Source organism: Brevundimonas sp. Marseille-Q4549 (genome assembly GCF_976940555.1).
Genome location: NZ_CDRHXG010000001.1, coordinates 2,834,078 through 2,851,646, shown reverse-complemented (window position 1 = coordinate 2,851,646; position 17,569 = coordinate 2,834,078). Strand labels below are relative to the sequence as shown.

The window sequence follows — 17,569 nt, the reverse complement described above, 5'->3', positions numbered from 1 at the left end:
TCAGACTCCGGTGAAATAATCGGAACCGCGCACGTTCTCGTTCGTGGCGGCGGCGGCGTTGGGCGTGACGAAGTCAGCCGGGTCGGTGAACTCCAGGTTCCGATCCAGGATGTTGCGCACATGCGCCAGTCGGGGTTCGCCGCTCCGCACGGCGCGAGCGCAGGCCGCTTCCAGCCTTACGGGACCGACACGCCGCGCCAGGTCGCGAAATGAACGATAGACGGAGGTCTTGGCCGCGCCGAAGAACGGACGCTCAGCCTCTCCCTGGACCACGGCCTGAACGCCGGGACCATGGAGGCGTGACCATAGGACAAGATCTTCGTCCTCCCCCGCGCGCCGCGCCAAGTGGTTAGGCGGCATATGGGCCGGGTCGGTGGAGACCCCGCCGACGACCCCGACGCGCGGATGGACGCCGACCGGTTTCCCGTCGTGCCAGACTTCGACCGTGGCGGCATTCCCGCGCACATCGACCCGCCGTCCGATCAGCGTGTGCGGCGCCGAGTACCGGCGCTGGTCATGCATGATGTGGTAGTCCGGCCCCAGCAGCAGCTGACGCCGGACTTCAAAGAAGGCGAACGGCTCCGCCTGGAGAGGCCGCAACGCCGGGCGATCCAGTTGCTCGAACAGGGTGCTGCGGGACTCTCCGGGCGCGCGCCGCAGCGCCTTTGCGTTCAGGCGGGCGAGCAGTCCGGCCAGCAAGACGTTCATCTCACCGAGAGACATCGCTGGTCGATCCGCGAGCGCCAGCCGGAGCAGGCGCTGAATCAGCTTCACGCCGATCTCCACCTTCGCCTTGTGGGTGGGACTGTAGGCCCGGGCGGGGCGGGCGAGCGTTCCGTGATGATCGCAGAAGGCCTGGAACGTCGGATTGATCACCGCCGCCTGTCCGCGCCTGTGAGATATCACTGCGGCCTTGAGATTGTCGGAGATGATCACCTGGGGGATGCCGCCGAAGAAACAAAGCGCTTGGTCGTTCGCCCAGATCCAGTCGGCCACGCGTTGGGAACGGGTGACGCAGGCAAAGGTGTAATCCGAGGCCGGAAGCACCGCGACGAACAGTTCGAACGGGACCAGGCTGGCCGGGTCGTCGTCGCGCCCGCGCGGCCGAAAGCCGGCGAAATCGACCATCATGGTTTCGCCCGGCCGATGACGCTGTCGCATGATTGGATGGGCGGCCACGTCGTAGTCGCGGAATTTGCGGCAGTAGTCGCGATAGGACATCGTCGGCTGATAGCCCGCCGTCTCGATGTAGGCGTCGTGCAGATCCTTGAGATGATGGCCGGCCTTGACCTTCACGGCCACGGCCGCCCAGTTCGGCTGTAGCTGTCCAGTGGCCCTTGGCGCCGATCGGCCCGGATTGAAGAAGCCCGTCAGATCACTGTCCGCGAGCGCACAAAGGCCCTCGCTGGTCAGAGACAGCTCCAGGGCAAGTGAACGATAGCGGGCGACGGTTGTGTAGGAACAGCCGATCATGCGACCGATCTGCCGGTTTCCGTGGGCCGTGGTGAGGATGAGGCGAAGCAGGCCTCGCGGGTCGAACATGGAAGCTCCCGTTGTTCAGTTTCGATGATGGGAGCCTGAAAGGAAGGCGCGGGTCAGCGGTCGTCGTCGCGCTGATGCGACGGAGTTCCTTGACGGCGATGACGCTTTCGGGGAGATTGGTGGGGTCGCTGTCGCAACGACGAACCATTCTTCCGAAAGGGTCCGCGCTTTTGCCGAGCGCGGGCCTTTTCACTTTCAGGCGTGGATTGCGTGAGATTGGTCAGGGGGCGGGCATGGCTGCCTCCTCACGGCGATCGGCCGAGCCGCTGCGGTAGCGGTCGGGCCAGATTTCTTCCGGCCGCTGTCCCAAGGCGTCCGCGATAGCTTGCTCGACCCGTCGCGAGCGTCTGAATCCGCGCGATACGATGGACACCGTGGAGGGCGTCACGGCCAGCGACCGGGCGATGTCCGACAGGCTGATGCGTTTGAGACTGAGAGCGGACTTGATCCGTGCATGCCTTTTGTCGTCTATCATCGCTCCAGCTCCATCTTGTGCGGCGCAGAGACCATAGTGTGCGAAATACCAACACCGCAACCGTCAATGATCCTGGCCTAGGCATCGCCCGACGGTTGATCGCCGTGCGGCAGCACAGTGGTCTCAATCAGTCCGCCTTCGCAGCCCGGCTCGGCTTCGCCCGCCGCACCTATCTGGGGTGGGAGCGCGGCGAATCTGATCCCCCAATCTGGCTGCTCGACGCTCTTCACCAGGAGTTCGGCATCGATCCTCACTGGATGCTGCACGGCCCAGGGGACCGACCTCGTCAGTATGGCGCCGGGCTCGACTGGACCCGGTTCAGCCGCCTGCTCGTGGCGGTCGATCGAGAAGCGCGAACGGCTGGACTGGCGCCCCGGCCCGAACAACTCTGTGAACTGACACGCGCCGTTTTCGAAGGGCCGCCCGAAGACGAAGACGGGGCAATCGAGCGTCTGGCGCTGACTTTCAAAACAATGAAGTCGCGGGGGCGACGATGACGGACCTGGAGGCCCGCATCGTCCCGTTTCCGGCCCAACCAGACCCCGCGCCGGTCTCGCGTGAAGATCCGGTGGCAGACGCCTTGGCGCGCGTCGGTGATATACCGCTCGCGGAGGTCGAGCCCGGCGTCGCCCAGCAACGGACACCCAACTGGCCAGCGATCATCACGTTCTCGGCGCTTTCGGTGCTGTCGCTGGCGGCGGCGCTCGTTTCGACGGGTCCGGAAGATGACGTGCGATGGGGCGCGGCTATGGCGCTGGTGATCTCAATTTTAACGGGCGGGCTGGCCGTTCTCTATCGCCATGCGCCGGCATTCTGGCGTCTCGCACGCCCTCGCTTCTGATCATGATGATGGGGCTACGCATCGCTTGGGCGATCGACGCGGGTGATCACCGCATCGGGTTGTCGATTGCTGACGTTCTCGCGGCGCTTGGCCGTTTCCCGCGGGCCGGGGTTGACAAGGCCGCATCGTTCGTGGTCTTCGGCCGCATCATGTCGCCGCGCAACAGCCAGTCGCAGACCCTCATCAACGCGCTTTCGCGCGTGACGGTCGTGCGCGGTCTCGCGCTCGCCGCCGCTGCTCAGATTATTACCGTGCATCACAGCGCGGGGTTCGGGCACGTGTAGGTAACAGACCACTACACAACACCCAGGAAGCAAGAACCTGAACCCCGCGCCCGACAAGGGCGCGGGGTTTTTCGTTTTGGCGGCCTGGATTCCATCCAAAAGGACATCCAATCCGTGAGAAGCAACGCCATCAAATCCGGTCCCGCCCGTGCGCCCGCACGCGCCATGCTGCGCGCCACGGGGCTGGACGACGCCGCCATCGCCAGACCGCTGGTCGCTGTGGTGCACACGTGGAGCGACGTGTCGCCCTGCAACATCACGCTGCGCGACCTCGCCCAGCATGCGCGCGCCGGGGTGCAGGCCGGCGGCGGCACGCCGGTCGAGTTCAACACGATCGCCGTCACCGACGGCATCGCCATGGGCAGCGACGGCATGCGGGCCTCGCTGGCCTCGCGTGAGACCATCGCCGACTCGATCGAGCTCGCCGTCAGCGGTCATTGCCTCGACGCGATGGTGCTGCTGGTCGGCTGCGACAAGACCATCCCCGCCGCGGCCATGGCGGCCGCGCGTCTCGATGTTCCGACCGTGATCCTCTACGGCGGCACCATCCTGCCGGGTCAGTGCCGCACCCGCGACGGCGGGACAAAGTCGGTCACGGTGCAGGACGTGTTCGAGGCGGTGGGCGCGCATGCAGCGGGCCGCATCGACGACGCCGAACTGCGTCATGTGGAAATGCACGCCTGCCCTGGCGCCGGCGCCTGCGGCGGTCAGTTCACGGCCAACACCATGGCGATGGTCCTGACCTTCCTCGGCCTGTCTCCGTTGCAGCTCAACGACATCCCGGCCGTGCACCCCGACAAAGCGGGGGCGGCGCACGCCTGCGGTGAGCTGGTGATGCGGCTGCTGCGTGACGGCGGGCCGACGCCGCGCGAGCTGCTTACGCCCGCGGCGCTGCGGAACGCTGCCCGCGCGGTTTCCGCAACCGCCGGCTCCACTAACGCGGCGCTGCACCTGCTGGCCATTGCCCACGAGGCCGGCGTCGAATTCGGACTGGAAGAGTTCGAGTCGGCGGCGAGTACGCCGGTCATCGCCGACCTGAAACCCGCTGGCCGATATACGGCGGCCGAGCTGTTCGCGTCTGGCGGCACGGCCTTGGTGGCGCATGAACTGCGCGTCGCCGGGCTGCTCGAAGACGTCGCAACGGTTACCGGGCGCTCATTCTTCACCGAGCTCGATGCGGCCTGCGCGTCCCTCTCGGAGGCCAGCGCCGACGGCTGGTCGATGCCGGCCCAAGACATAGTCCGGCCGGTCACCGACCCGATCAAGCCGTCTGGTGGCTATTCAATCCTGTATGGCGACCTCGCGCCTGACGGCTGCATCGTCAAGCTGGCGGGGCACGGGCGGACGCTCTTCGAAGGTCCGGCGCGGGTATTCGATTCCGAAGAAGCCGCCTTCGAGGCCGTGCAGACCCGGTGCATCGCCGCCGGCGACGTCGTCGTGATCCGCTTCGAAGGTCCGGCCGGCGGACCCGGCATGCGCGAGATGCTCGCCGTCACCGCCGCGCTCGTCGGTCAGGGCCTCGGCGACGAAGTCGCGCTGATCACCGACGGCCGTTTCAGTGGCGCGACCCACGGCTTCATGGTCGGTCACGTGTCACCGGAGGCCATGCACGGCGGGCCGATTGCCCGGTTGCGCGACGGCGACCGCGTGCGCATCGACGTCACCGCGCGCCGCATCGATGTCGCGGCCGATCTGGCCGCGCGCGAACCCGCCCGCATCGCTCCGCGCGTCACCACAGGCGTGCTGGCCAAGTACGCGCGCAGCGTGAGTTCGGCTTCGCGCGGCGCGGTAACCGCCCCCGGACCACTTCAGGACGAGACCCTACCAGCCGCTTCAATCCCGGTGCTTTCCGCCATCTGAGGCAGCGGCCCCGCCCAGTCATTTTCCTTCGCCCATCAACGCCCGGAGATCACCAACATGACCACCCCTTCTCGCCCTCTCGTCGCCATCGTCGGTTACGGTAGCCAAGGCCGCGCCCAAGCCCTCAACCTGCGCGATTCCGGCTTCGACGTGACCGTCGGCCTACGTCCGGGGGGGCCGACCGAGCTCAAGGCCACCGCCGATGGCTTCACCGTGAAAGCTCCGGCCGAAGCCGTCGCCGGCGCCGATCTGGTCGCCTTGCTCACGCCCGACATGGTGCAGCCGCAACTCTACCGCGACGTGATCGAACCCAATCTGGCGAAGAGCGCATGCCTGCTGTTCGCCCACGGCTTCAACGTCCACTACGGCCAGATCACCCCGCGCGCGGATCTCGATGTCGTGCTGGTGGCGCCGAAGGGACCGGGCGTGCTGGTGCGCCGCGAATATGAGGCCGGGCGCGGCGTCCCCGCTGTCTACGCCACGCACCAGGATTGCAGCGGCAGGGCCGAGCAACTGGCGTTGACCTATTGCACCGGCATCGGCGGCGCGCGCCAGAACGCCATCCGCACCACCTTCCGGGAGGAAACCGAAACGGACTTGTTCGGCGAGCAGGCGGTGCTGTGCGGCGGGGCGACGAAACTGGTGCAGGTCGGCTGGGAAACCTTGGTCGAGGCTGGTTACCAGCCCGAGGTCGCCTACTACGAGTGCCTGCACGAACTGAAGCTGATCGTCGATCTGTTCTACGAGGGCGGGGTCACGCGCATGCACGAGTTCATCAGCGAGACCGCGCAGTACGGCTCGCTTACACGCGGCGCCTACGTGATCGATGATAGCGTCCGCGCTCAGATGAAGAAGGTGCTGGCCGAAATCCAGGACGGCACCTTCGCGCGGGAGTGGATCGCCGAGTATCAGGCCGGCAATGCCAACTACCGAGCGCTCAAGCAGGCCGACCTCGACCACCCCATTGAGGCCACCGGCAGGAAGCTGCGCGCGTCGATGGCTTGGCTGACGACTTCGCCACAGGGCGCTGAGCATCCCGCGCAGGCCGCGACATGAACGGCGTCCAATGGCTTGTACGCGCCTTGGCCGCCGAGGGCGTCGATACCCTATTCGGGTATCCGGGCGGCGCGATCATGCCCTTCTACGACGCCCTGTATGGCGCGGACCTGAGACATGTCCTGGTCCGCCACGAGCAGGGTGCGGCCTTCGCCGCCAACGGCTACGCCCGCGCCAGCGGCAAGGTGGGCGTGTGCGTGGCGACCTCCGGTCCGGGCGCCACCAACCTGGTCACGGGGATCGCCGACGCGATGCTGGACTCCGTGCCAATGGTGGTCATCACCGGCCAGGTCGCCACCACGCTGATGGGCACCGACGCGTTCCAGGAAGTCGATGTGTTCGGCATGACCCTGCCGGTCGTTAAGCACAGCTTCCTTGTCCGCAGCATCGACGCTCTGCCAGAGGCCGTGCGCGAGGGGTTCCGTCTGGCGCGCTCGGGCCGGCCTGGGCCAGTGCTGATCGATCTGCCGAAGAACGTGCAGACAGCCGACGCGTCGCACCTGGCGCCGCATATCGCAGCCCCGGTGGACACCCCCGAAACGCCACGTCCGGAGGACCTTGTCGCCGCCTTGAGCCTACTGTCGCAGGCGCGCCGCCCGGTCGTCTATGGCGGCGGCGGCATCTCGCTGGGCGACGCGGTGGCGGACTTCCGCGCGTTCGTGGACGCCGTCCAGGCGCCGACGGTGCTGACCTTGCGCGGCCTGGGGGCGCTGCCGGCCCAGCATCCGCTCGATCTCGGCATGCTCGGCATGCACGGGGGTCGCTCCGCCAACCTGGCGGTGCAGGAGGCCGACCTGCTGGTCGTGGTAGGCGCGCGGTTCGACGACCGCGTCACCGGCAAGCTCAGTGAGTTCGCGCCAGACGCGCGGGTCATCCACCTCGACTTCGATGCTGCAGAGATCGGCAAGCTGCGCACCGCCGATGTCGGCGTGCGCGGCGACCTGCGTCCCAGCCTCCAAGCGCTGGCCTCGGCGAGGCCGGCCTGCGAGGCGTGGCGAACGACCTGTCTGGCGCGGCGACGACGCTTCGCCGCGCGCTATGACGCACCGGGCGAGAATGTGTACGCCCCGGCACTACTCCGCCGCCTGTCGGAACTGGCGCCGGAGGCGATCGTCAGCTGCGACGTGGGCCAGCACCAGATGTGGGTGGCGCAGCACTGGCGCTTCAGCGATCCGCGCAAGCACCTCACCAGCGGCGGCCTCGGCGCCATGGGTTTCGGCCTACCCGCCGCTTTGGGCGCACAGCTGGCCTACCCGGAGGCGCAGGTGATCTGCGTCAGCGGCGACGGCTCGTTTCTGATGAACGTGCAGGAACTGGCTACCCTCGGCCGCTACCAGCTGCCGGTGAAGATCGTCCTGCTCGACAACCAGCGCCTCGGCTTGGTGCGGCAGTGGCAGGAGCTGTTCTTCGACGAGCGATACTCGGAGACCGACCTGTCGGACAATCCGGACTTCGTCGCCCTCGCCGCCGCCTTCGGCGTGACGGCCTTCCGCCTCGACGAGATGAGCGCGGCCGACGACGTTCTTCGGCAGTTGCTGCAAAGCCCCGGCCCCGCCCTGCTGCACGTCGCGATCGACACCACGGCGAACGTCTGGCCGCTCGTCCCGCCCAATCACAACAACGCGCAGATGCTGCTCGACCCCCGCCCCCATGACCACGAGGACACCCATGCCACGCTATCGACTTGACCTCACCCTGCGCCACGCCGAGGGCGCTCTGATCCGCGTGCTGGGCGTCGCCGAGCGCCGGGGCTTCCGCCCGCTCAGCGTCAACGGCGCGACCAACGCTGGCGGCGAACGCTGGCGTCTGCACCTGGCGGTGGAGGGCGACCGCCCTGCCGAGGCCCTGCGGGTGCAACTGGCCAAGCTGTACGACTGCCTTGCCGTGGAGGTCTCGCCGTGCTGACCGAAACTCCCCGTGCCTCTGAACAGACCGAGCCGGCGACGCCGCCAGCGAGCAACCCATCGCAAATCTGGTTCGACGGCGCCTTCGTCGACGCTGATTCCCCCCGCGTCCCCCTGACCACCCACGCCATGCATTACGGCAGCGGCGTGTTCGAAGGCATCCGCAGCTACGCCACTGCCGACGGGGGCGCCGCCGTGTTCCGCCTGCCGGAGCATCTGGAGCGCATGCGCCAGGGCGCCGAGCTGCTCGGGATCGCTTTCGACGTCGCACGCGCCACTGAAGCAACGCTGGCGGTCCTGCGCCGGAACGGGCAGCGCGACGCCTATGTCCGGCCGCTGGCCTGGTGCGGCACCGGCTCGATCGGGCTGGACGTCGGCGCGAACGTCCAACACCTGATGGTGGCGACCTTTCCCACCAACGTGCACCTGGGCCAGGACGCGGTGCGTCTGGGCGTGTCGAGCTGGCGTCGCAACCCGGCCAGTTCTCTACCGCCGCTGAAACTCTGCGGCGCATACGTCAACTCGATCTTGGCCAAGCGCGAGTCGCGCCAGAACGGTTTCGACGAAGCGCTGTTCATCGACGACGAGGGCTATGTGGTCGAGTGCACCGGCGCCAATGTGTTCATGGTTCAAGACGACCGGATCACTGCCGTGAACCATCGCGACGCCCTGCCCGGCATCACGCGCGCCACCGTGATCGAATTGACCGGCGCCGAGTCTCGCGCGGTGACGCTCGACGAGTTGCTGGCGGCGGACGAGGTGTTCATCGTCGGCACCGCCGCGGAAGTCACGCCGGTCGCCGGCATCAATCAGCGCGCCTATGGCGACACCCACACCGGACGCGAGATCGCGCGTCTGTACCAGCGCGTGGTGTGCGGCGAGGACGGACGCCACGGCGCATGGCTCACCCATGTTTGACGCCAGCGTTGCGGACGCCGAGGTCAGTGCCGCCGACGTGCTGGCGGCTCAGGCGCGGCTGCGGCCATACTTGGCGGCGACGCCGCTTCACTACGCCCAACGCTTCGGCTGCTGGCTCAAGCTGGAGAACCTCCAGCGCACCGGCTCCTACAAGGTGCGCGGCGCGATGAACGCCCTGCTCGCCGCGCGCGAGCGGGGCGATGCGCGGCCGGTGATCGCCGCCTCCGCCGGCAATCACGCGCAGGGACTGGCGTGGGCCGGCCATCGGCTGCGCACACCGGTCATCACGGTGATGCCGCGCACCGCGCCGCAGACCAAGATCGCCGGTGTCGCCCACTGGGGCGCGGCGGTTCGCCTGCACGGCGACAGCTACGAGGAGGCCCGAGCCTTCGCCGCCGAACTTGCGGCAAAGCACGAATACCGTCTGCTCTCTGCGTTCGACGATCCCGATGTGATCGCCGGTCAGGGCACCGTAGGCTTGGAACTCGGAGCCTTGGCGCCGGACGTCGTGCTGGTCCCGATCGGCGGCGGCGGCCTCGCCGCCGGCGTCGCGCTGGCGCTCAAGGCTCAGGGCGTCCGCATTGTTGGCGCACAGGTCGAGGGCGTGGATGCGATGGCGCGCGCGTTGCGCGGCGACCACATCCTGCGCGACGCCGCAAGCACGCTCGCCGACGGAGTCAGGGTCAGCGAGCCGGGCCGCCTGACCCAGCGCATACTGCGCAACCTGCTTGACGATGTCGTCATCGTGGGTGAGGCGGAGCTGCGGGAGACACTGGTCAGGCTGGCGCTGGAGGAACATGTGATCGCCGAAGGCGCGGGGGCGCTGGCGCTGGCCGCCGGTCGGCGCGTGGCCGGCAAGCGCAAATGCGCTGTGGTTTCCGGCGGCAACATCGACGCCGCCGTGCTGGCGCAACTTCTGGCCGACGTTCGCCCGCGCACACCCCGCCGGCCGCGCCGAGCGAACCGCGACCAATGCGGCCCGGTCGAGTGCAATCGGGGAACAGCTCATATCGCATCGGACCTTTGAGGCCGGAATGTCCTTGAGCCGGCTGGTCCGGGCCATGCCGCTGTCGTCGCGGACATGGCCGAATTCGCCGTGTCAGGGGTCCCGATCCTCGACGAGTAGTGTCGGTGCAAGCCGCCCTCCGACGTGGCTTCGTTGCGGCCTTTGCCGATCCCGCCGCCGTCGGCTCCACCACGAAACGAGGGTCCGGCGCGCAGTTAAGCTGCGCCATCGTGCCGCACAATTGCGCCCGAGATGCGGTCCGGCGGTCCACGGACCGCCGGACTGGCGCTGTTATCTCTCTCCGGCCAATTCCAGCATTGTGACTCTGGCGGCCGGAGCAACCTTTTGCGCCCCTGCCAACTGCCACAAACGGATCAGACCTCAGCGTCTGGACTATGGCGCGCTGGCGCCGCCCCAGTTTCTGGTTCGCGAATCTTCGGCCAAGCCGGGAAGCGGGATCTAAGCGAGCGGCCCGGCCACGAGGCCGTCGCCGCTCCTCACCGTCATCCGCCCATGCTGTTGTTTGCAATGATCGTCTGAATGTCCCTCGGCTTGGCAATGTCAGGGCCTGGAGTCTTGCTAACGGACAGCCTGCCATTCTCCCAGTAGCCGACTTCAATCGCCTTGGCGGACTGATCGATCAACAGGTAGGCGGCGTTCAATCCCCCTTCGTGGGCCTTGTTGCCGGATGTGAACAGCGTCGAGCCCTCCCGTTGAAGCGCCGACGACGTTTCAAGGTTTGCTCGGAGCGTGGCGAACTCGTCGCCTAGCAGCGCGCGCAGCTCGCCCGAAATCGCGCTCCTGTCCAAAAGACCGCTCTCGAGCGGGTGTTTGCCCACAAATCCATCGAGAGATTCCCAGCTGGCGCTTTCGTCGCCATCGGCTGCGGCTACAGTAGAGCTTGGGCTGGTTTCGATCAGCATCGGATCTTCTTCGCCGGGGCGGGTCGCCTGTTCACAGGCGGAGAGAGCCAGCGCCGCGAAACCAATCGCGGTCATCAGGATGGGCGTGCGCATGGAGGCGTTCTTCCCCTTTCGATCGAGCCGATCCAACGTGAGCCCGAAACACAGGGGAGCATGGGATTGTTCCATGCGCGCGCCCGCCCCTTCGGCTGTCCATGGGTGCACGTAAGTGTAGGCCAGCACGAATTTGCGCAAGCTACCCTGATTCAAGGTGAACATTTCGATGCCCCACCAACGCAGGGAATATCGAGAGGTGTCGTTGCGGAGCCGCGATCGGGCGACGGCGCTTTGTTGAATAGCTCTGTCGCCCGATCGCTACTGTTGAGAGTGTCCAATGGCATTGGACGTCCAGCTGACGTGGCCAGCGCTGCCCATAAAGTTGGCGTTACGCAATCGGCAGCTCGGGCGCTGGTTTTGGAGCCGGCTTCAAGCTGCTGCGGTATTATCGCGAGATAGGCCGAAAGCTGCTTGATGCCGAGTGGGATGCCGCTCGTATGTTCGCTCCCGAAGCGATTTTATTCCACCCCAAGGCGCTCGGCGCACCCCATATCGCGGCGAAGCTCGGCATTCCACTCTTTCTCGCATCGCCGCTGCCGGGCTTCACCTACACGTCGGCTTTTCCAACACCTATCCTTCCGTTCGGTTCGCTTGGACCGCTCAATCGGGCAAGTCATGCGCTGATGATCCACGGCGGACGCATCCTGTTTGCAAAGACAATCCGGGCTTGGCGAGCTGAGGCGCTCGGGGCTTCTGCTCGCGGCAAAACGGCTCCGCTGAGTGGAACACTCTATGGTTACAGTCCGCATGTACTGCCGAAGCCGAAAGACTGGGGCGCAGACGTTGCAGTGACCGGCTATTGGTTCCTCGATACGCCGGATTGGAAGCCCGACGCGGAGCTTGCTGATTTCCTCGCGGCTGGCGATCCGCCGATCTATATCGGCTTCGGCAGCATGCCCGGTATTGATCCGCAACGGCTGGCAAGTCTCGTGGTCGACGGTTTGAAGCGAGCGGGCAAGCGGGGGTTGCTCGCGACCGCGGGCGGTGCGCTCGGGCAGATCGAGCCGAGTCGGCATATCCATGTCATCTCGGGCGCTCCGCACGACCGGCTCCTTCCGCTTATGCACGCAACGCTACATCACGGCGGTGCTGGGACCACTGGCGCTGCTTTGCGTTCGGGCAACCCCACGGCCATTTGTCCATTTCTCGGTGATCAGCCCTTCTGGGCGCGTCGCGTCGTTGCTCTTGGGGTGGGGCCAAAGCCCCTCGTCAAGGATGCGATGACAGCCGAGGACCTGGCTTCCGCCTTTCTGGCGATGGACGATGTCGGCATGCGCGCCCGCGCCGCCGAAATTGGAACAGCTATCCGTGCCGAGAATGGGGTCGCGGCCGCCATCGACTTTATCGAGAGAAAGCTGAACCAAGCCAGATGACAGCAATGTGCTCAAAAGCCGTCGCTGCCACCCCGCCACTCTTCAGCTCTCGCGTTGATCGTCCGAACCGATATCGTCGGGTATCTCACGCAAGAAGCTCTGACCCTGTTGGAGGCGCCGTCCGATCGTCTCGATAAACCCTTCGTAGCGTTCGCGGCCCTTCGCCTGCGCAGCTGAGTTGGCGTCGCCGGTCAGCGGCGGCGTGACCGACAGCCAGAAGCGAACGTATAGGGCAAGCGTCTCGGCCGTGATGCCGAGATCGCGTTCGATGCGGTGGATCTGCCTGGTCATGCGGTCGAGACGGCGTGTGAGGGCGGCTTCGCGCTTGTCTGCTCCATCAGGCGAAAGAAACGATGCGACCGCAGCCTCGACGATCGCCGAGCGCGAGATCTTCTTGCGGTCCGCGAGGTCGGCGATCTGGCGCAGCATCTCAGGCGGAAAGTACACATTCATGCGGTCGCGCATGGCTCAGAGCTCCATATTGTCGTTGGGGTCCATGGCGACCTGGCGGGCGATTCCAGTCATGTGGCGGCGAAGCGCTTGCCGTTGGCGCGCGGCGTCCTCGGGTTCGTCGTCGAGCAGAGCTTTGAACTCGTCGGCAGGGTTCGGATCGGTCGTTTCCTTGACGATGGCGACATGATCGGGAAGCTCGGGTTCTCGACGAAGGCCGCTATTGGCCGCGTCTTGCTCGGCCTTCTGGATCTCGGCGAGCAGCGCAGCGTCCGGCGCCTGCGGCTTCAGCTCTGTCCAGGCGTCCTTGCGCGTCGTGCGACTGGTTTGGGCCGGGTCCGGCGGGGGCAGTACGCGCTCGACGAAGCGCTTGTCCTCGAAGTAGCGCGCCTTGTTGGCCCGGATCGGCGGGGTCGCCGCCAACATGACGATTTCATCGTTGGGCGGAAGCTGCATGATCTCACCGGGGGTCAGCAGCGGACGCGCGGTTTCAGAGCGCGACACCATGAGATGACCGAGCCAGGGCGACAGACGGTGCCCGGCGTAGTTTTTCATCGCCTTCATTTCGGTGGCTGTGCCGAGCGCATCCGAGACGCGCTTTGCGGTGCGCTCGTCATTGGTCGCGAAGCTCACGCGGACATGGCAGTTGTCGAGGATCGAGTTATTGGCGCCGTAGGCCTTTTCGATCTGGTTGAGCGACTGGGCGATGAGGAAGGCTTTCATGCCGTAGCCGGCCATGAAGGCGAGCGCGCTTTCGAAGAAGTCGAGGCGGCCGAGAGCCGGAAACTCGTCGAGCATCATCAGCACGCGGTGCCGCCGGGCCTTGGTGTGCAGATCCTCGGTCAGGCGGCGACCGATCTGGTTGAGCACAAGCCGGATCAACGGCTTGGTGCGCGAGATGTCGGATGGCGGGACCACCAGGTAGAGGGTGGCCGGCCGCGCGTCCTCGATCAGGTCGGCGATGCGCCAGTCGCAGCGGCGTGTCACTTCAGCGACGACGGGATCGCGGTACAGGCCCAGAAAGGACATGGCGGTGGACAGGACGCCGGAGCGCTCGTTGTCGGATTTGTTGAGCAGTTCGCGGGCCGTTGAAGCGATGACGGGGTGCGGGCCGGCCTCGCCGAGATGTGGCGTGGTCATCATCGCCGCCAGCGTGGTTTCGATCGGGCGCTTCGGGTCGGACAGGAAACCTGCGACGCCGGCGAGGGTCTTGTCCTTCTCGGCATAGAGGACGTGAAGGATGGCGCCGACCAGCAAAGAGTGACTGGTCTTTTCCCAGTGATTGCGTTTCTCCAGCGAACCCTCGGGGTCGACCAGGACGTCAGCGACGTTCTGGACGTCGCGCACCTCCCACTCGCCGCACCGCACTTCGAGCAGAGGATTGTAGGCGGCCGATTTCGGATTGGTGGGGTCGAACAGCAGCACCCGACCGTGCTTCGAGCGGAAGCCGGCGGTGAGCTGCCAGTTTTCGCCCTTGATGTCGTGGACGACGACGGAGCCCGGCCAGGTCAGCAGGGTTGGGACGACGAGGCCGACACCCTTGCCGGATCGGGTCGGAGCAAAACACAGAACATGCTCCGGTCCGTCGTGGCGAAGATAGTCACGATCGAGCTTACCGAGGACGACGCCGTCAGGGTTGAGCAGGCCCGCCGCCTTCACCTCCTGCGGCTTCGCCCATCGAGCCGAGCCATAGGTTTCGATGTTCTTCTGTTCGCGGGCGCGCCACACCGACATGCCTATGGCGACCGCGATGGCGATGAAGCCGCCTGATGCGGCGATGACGCCGCCCTTGGCGAACACGCCCGGCGCATATGCGTCGAAGAAGTACCACCACCAGAAGATCGCAGGGGGATAATAGATCGGCGTCCCGGCAAGCTCGAACCATGGTGTGCCGAGCTGGGCCTGATAGCCAAGTTGCCAGGCGACATATTGCGTCGCGCCCCAGGTGGTGAGGAGGATGATCAGAAAGACGGTGAGGATCTGGCCCCAGAGGATTTTGGTGGCGGACATTCGCCGGGTCCTTTCTTGCTGCTTGTGGTGCTAGAGGCCCAGGCCGCGCTGGCGGCCCAGGCTCCACTCGATGCCGCCATGCCCCTTGGCGACGCCGGCGATATGCTGGCCGAGCTTCTTTTCGAGCGGCGGTGTCCAGGGCACGAGCTGGAAGCCGAGCCCATTGTCGATCATGGCGAAGCGGCCCGAGGTGAGTGCGATACGCTGGCGATAGATACCGGCGACATGCTCGCCGGCCTGCGCTTTCTGGTACGGCAGTCCGTGTTCGCTCTGGAGCTTCGTGCCAACGGCATCGAGCTCGCGCTGCCGCAGCGTATTGAGGAGATCGCGTTGCAGCAGGATGCGTTGGCCCTGCCGGCGGGCAAGGCCTTCATCGGCCAGATGCTCGGCGCGCGCCTGCATGGCGTCGCGCACCTCACCGCCGAAGCCTCCCATCGACATGGGCATCGCCTCGCGCTCAACCAGGCGATGATCCAGCCAGGTCGCGCCCGGCGCCGTGATCTGGCGGTTGAGATCGAAGTCCGATCGGTTGGCGAGCGCCAGCGTCGGCCGGGGATCGTCGGGGCCCCCGAAGCGACGTACCTCGACGATGCCGCCAATCGGGGGCGCATGCTCGAAGGCCTCGATCCCGCGGAAGCGGACATGGTGCGCGCGGCCGTCCGTGCCGTCGATCACGGCATAGGCTTCGCCGGTCAGCTCGTCATGCAGGCCGCGATCGACCAGGCGGCCAATAACGGGTGAACCCGCCCCGCTGCCGTCGATCGTGTAATCGCTGACGCCGCGATCCTGACCACGCTCGGTGAAGGCGCGGTGCATGGTCTTGATGATGTCGCCGCGAATGCCGAGATCGCGCAGTGTGCGTTCGGCCTGCAGCCCGACGGTCCATTCCCCTGGAGCGCCTTGCGCCGCGAGCTCCATGCTTTCGAGATGCTGGAGTCTGCCGATCATCAGGCGGCGCAGCGAGGGATCGGCCTTGCCGTTCGCCTCGGGGCGCAGGTCGATAAAGCCGGTCTCGTCGGCGGCGATGCGGATTTCAACATCGAGCCGTGTCCAGCGCTCGGCGGTGACTTCCTTTTCCAGCGCGTTGCGGATTTCATGTTCGGGCTTGGGGCCGAGCTCGATGGAGACAAGATCCTCGGCGCGGGAGCGCAGGCCGCGGCTGATGTAATCGCGCGAGATGACCAGATCGGCGCCGGTCTCGTCGACGCCGCGCACAAGCAAATGCACATGCGGATTGTCGGTGTTCCAGTGATCGACGGCGACCCAGTCGAGCTTGGTACCCAGATCCGATTCCATCTGGTTGGCGAGGTCGCGGGTGAACTCTCGCAGATCGGTCATGTCCCCCGCGTCTTCGGGCGAGACGATGAATCGAAAATGATGCCGGTCATCCCTGCATCGGTCGGAGAAGGCGAGATCGTCGGCGCGCTCGTTCGTCGCGTCGAACAAGACCCCCTTCTTCCCATCACGGCTGACGCCTTCGCGCTTCAGGTAGGACACATGAGCCGAGAGTGGCGCGGAGCGGAAAGACTTGCCCTGATGGCGGACCACGCGCGCCTTGATGACGACACGGCGCGAAGCACTGAATATGCGCGAACGGCTGAAGCTGGTTCGTCCACGCCCGAAGGTCGAATGACCATGGCCGGCGCTTCTCTTGGCGGTCTGCCCTTCGCCTGAGCTGTGCCCGGCCTTCTTCGAGGCCCTCAGCACTTGATTGATGAAGCTCTTGGACTTGGGTGCGCGCGTGGATTTGATGCGTCCTGGGCGGACGCGGAAATCGCTGTCGCCCTCGCTCATGAGAGGGCCTCCCGAGACGGCGCGAAGGCGCACAGTGCCGAAAACAGCGTTGAAATCGCTGGGTAAAACAGCAGTCGCGGCACGCGACCCGACCGACCGGCACGCCAAAAGCCAAGCCATGTCAATGGCTTGTGCGAATATGGCGAGGCCCTTTTATCTCGCCGTCCTGCTGTCGTTGCTCTCTGCTCCTCCCACCCTTGCGCACAACGCTCTCTGGAACACGCCAAGCTGCGCCATGATGCGAACCGGCTCATTGCGGGTCTCCATCGTCGGCACGGGCAACGAAAATGCTGCCGCTTTGCACAGAATTGGCGGGACCTTCGCCCGATGACGGCGCAGTCCGGGCGTCGTTTTCTTGCGGTTCGGATACCGTTTTGCGCGCATCCAGACCGTGGGCTGTCGGCGTGACGAAGAGCGGAGCTCGTCGCCAAGCGTGCGGATCGGCGGCGGCAACAGCGACGGTCCCCGGTGCGGGTGGCGACAGGTGAGCCCCGCCGATCAATGGCGCGAGCGTGGCGACATAGGCGCGGGTTTCTGCCGGAAGGGGGCGGCCCGCGAGGTATTCCTCATAGCGTCCGGGTCCAGCGTTATAGGCTGCAAGAAAGCCCGGCGATCCGTAGCGATCGTACATTTCGCGCAGATAGGCCGTACCAGCGATGATGTTGTCGCGCGGGTCGAACGGATCGCGTCCAAGGCCATAACGGACGCGCAATTCCGCCCAGGTGGCGAGCATGACCTGCATCAGGCCCATTGCTCCCGCCGATGAGACGGCGCGCGCGTCATCGGCGCTTTCGACGCGGCGCACCGACCTGATCCAGTGTTCGGGAATGCCGAAACGCTGCGAGGCCTCGGTCACGAAGGCGGCGTGAGGATCGTGGGTTGGCTGCGCGATCGACGGAGCGCTCTGCGCCAGTACGTCGAGCGGCGGCGCGGCGGAAACAGACAGGCCGGAAAGGAGGAAGAGGATGATGCACCGGGCAGCGCGAGGCCGCCCGGTTGACATCGGCGATGCGGGGTTGGTGCGAGCGATCCGCATG

At 66.2% G+C, this 17,569-nt stretch carries 17 protein-coding genes; 10 read left to right on the top strand and 7 right to left on the bottom strand.

Going from position 1 to position 17,569, the window contains the following annotated elements; all coding sequences use genetic code 11:
• Both istA and ACWPV3_RS14285 read right to left on the bottom strand, forming a co-directional pair.
• Positions 1-1,542, bottom strand: a complete 1,542-nt coding sequence (gene istA, locus ACWPV3_RS14290) for an IS21 family transposase (protein ID WP_453977024.1) — start codon at positions 1,540-1,542, stop codon at positions 1-3.
• A 220-nt stretch (positions 1,543-1,762) separates the two neighbouring features.
• Positions 1,763-2,017 carry a helix-turn-helix domain-containing protein gene (locus ACWPV3_RS14285; RefSeq protein ID WP_291720614.1) on the bottom strand — a complete coding sequence of 85 codons (255 nt, stop codon included), beginning with the start codon at positions 2,015-2,017 and terminating at the stop codon, positions 1,763-1,765.
• A 38-nt stretch (positions 2,018-2,055) separates the two neighbouring features.
• On the opposite strand from ACWPV3_RS14285, the gene ACWPV3_RS14280 reads away from it, so the two are divergent.
• The 9 genes from ACWPV3_RS14280 (at position 2,056) to ACWPV3_RS14240 (ending at position 9,907) form a co-directional block, all read left to right on the top strand.
• Positions 2,056-2,514: a helix-turn-helix domain-containing protein gene (locus tag ACWPV3_RS14280; RefSeq protein ID WP_453977023.1), complete on the top strand. Its 459-nt coding sequence runs from the start codon at positions 2,056-2,058 to the stop codon at positions 2,512-2,514.
• Positions 2,511-2,858 carry a hypothetical protein gene (locus ACWPV3_RS14275; protein WP_453977022.1) on the top strand — a complete coding sequence of 116 codons (348 nt, stop codon included), beginning with the start codon at positions 2,511-2,513 and terminating at the stop codon, positions 2,856-2,858. The genes ACWPV3_RS14280 and ACWPV3_RS14275 overlap by 4 nt, the downstream gene beginning before the upstream one ends.
• Positions 2,859-2,860: 2 nt before the next feature.
• The gene (locus ACWPV3_RS14270) at positions 2,861-3,142 is read left to right on the top strand and encodes a hypothetical protein (protein ID WP_453977021.1); all 282 of its coding nucleotides are present in this window, start codon (positions 2,861-2,863) and stop codon (positions 3,140-3,142) included.
• A gap of 114 nt (positions 3,143-3,256) precedes the next feature.
• Positions 3,257-5,002, top strand: coding sequence for a dihydroxy-acid dehydratase (ilvD, locus tag ACWPV3_RS14265; protein WP_453977020.1), 1,746 nt, complete (start codon positions 3,257-3,259; stop codon positions 5,000-5,002).
• Positions 5,003-5,059: 57 nt separating this feature from the next.
• On the top strand, positions 5,060-6,058 hold the full coding sequence (ilvC, locus tag ACWPV3_RS14260) for a ketol-acid reductoisomerase (protein ID WP_453977019.1): 999 nt from the start codon (positions 5,060-5,062) through the stop codon (positions 6,056-6,058).
• Positions 6,055-7,746 carry an acetolactate synthase 2 catalytic subunit gene (ilvG, locus tag ACWPV3_RS14255; protein ID WP_453977018.1) on the top strand — a complete coding sequence of 564 codons (1,692 nt, stop codon included), beginning with the start codon at positions 6,055-6,057 and terminating at the stop codon, positions 7,744-7,746. Before ilvC ends, ilvG begins: the two co-directional genes overlap by 4 nt.
• Positions 7,727-7,963 carry an ACT domain-containing protein gene (locus ACWPV3_RS14250; protein ID WP_453977017.1) on the top strand — a complete coding sequence of 79 codons (237 nt, stop codon included), beginning with the start codon at positions 7,727-7,729 and terminating at the stop codon, positions 7,961-7,963. The genes ilvG and ACWPV3_RS14250 overlap by 20 nt, the downstream gene beginning before the upstream one ends.
• A complete protein-coding gene (locus ACWPV3_RS14245) occupies positions 7,957-8,880 on the top strand; it encodes an aminotransferase class IV (RefSeq protein ID WP_453977016.1) in 924 nt (307 codons plus the stop codon). Before ACWPV3_RS14250 ends, ACWPV3_RS14245 begins: the two co-directional genes overlap by 7 nt.
• Positions 8,873-9,907, top strand: coding sequence for a threonine dehydratase (locus ACWPV3_RS14240; RefSeq protein WP_453977015.1), 1,035 nt, complete (start codon positions 8,873-8,875; stop codon positions 9,905-9,907). Before ACWPV3_RS14245 ends, ACWPV3_RS14240 begins: the two co-directional genes overlap by 8 nt.
• Before the next feature lie 482 nt (positions 9,908-10,389).
• Here ACWPV3_RS14240 and ACWPV3_RS14235 read toward each other — a convergent pair whose 3' ends face one another.
• Positions 10,390-11,067, bottom strand: a complete 678-nt coding sequence (locus tag ACWPV3_RS14235) for a hypothetical protein (protein ID WP_453977014.1) — start codon at positions 11,065-11,067, stop codon at positions 10,390-10,392.
• A 275-nt stretch (positions 11,068-11,342) separates the two neighbouring features.
• Here ACWPV3_RS14235 and ACWPV3_RS14230 point away from each other — a divergent pair, with 275 nt between their 5' ends.
• Complete coding sequence (locus ACWPV3_RS14230; RefSeq protein WP_453978267.1) at positions 11,343-12,278, top strand: glycosyltransferase; 936 nt, start codon at positions 11,343-11,345, stop codon at positions 12,276-12,278.
• Between the two features lie 42 nt (positions 12,279-12,320).
• On the opposite strand, the gene ACWPV3_RS14225 is transcribed toward ACWPV3_RS14230, so the two are convergent.
• From ACWPV3_RS14225 to ACWPV3_RS14210, 4 genes are all read right to left on the bottom strand, one after another.
• Positions 12,321-12,743, bottom strand: coding sequence for a CopG family transcriptional regulator (locus ACWPV3_RS14225; protein WP_003170529.1), 423 nt, complete (start codon positions 12,741-12,743; stop codon positions 12,321-12,323).
• Positions 12,744-12,746: 3 nt separating this feature from the next.
• Positions 12,747-14,738 carry a conjugal transfer protein TraG gene (locus tag ACWPV3_RS14220; protein WP_453978266.1) on the bottom strand — a complete coding sequence of 664 codons (1,992 nt, stop codon included), beginning with the start codon at positions 14,736-14,738 and terminating at the stop codon, positions 12,747-12,749.
• Between the two features lie 30 nt (positions 14,739-14,768).
• Entirely contained in the window at positions 14,769-16,532 is a 1,764-nt protein-coding gene (locus tag ACWPV3_RS14215; protein WP_453978265.1) for a relaxase/mobilization nuclease domain-containing protein, read from the bottom strand.
• A gap of 250 nt (positions 16,533-16,782) precedes the next feature.
• A complete protein-coding gene (locus ACWPV3_RS14210) occupies positions 16,783-17,568 on the bottom strand; it encodes a lytic transglycosylase domain-containing protein (RefSeq protein WP_126150222.1) in 786 nt (261 codons plus the stop codon).
• Between the last annotated feature and the right edge of the window lies 1 nt (position 17,569).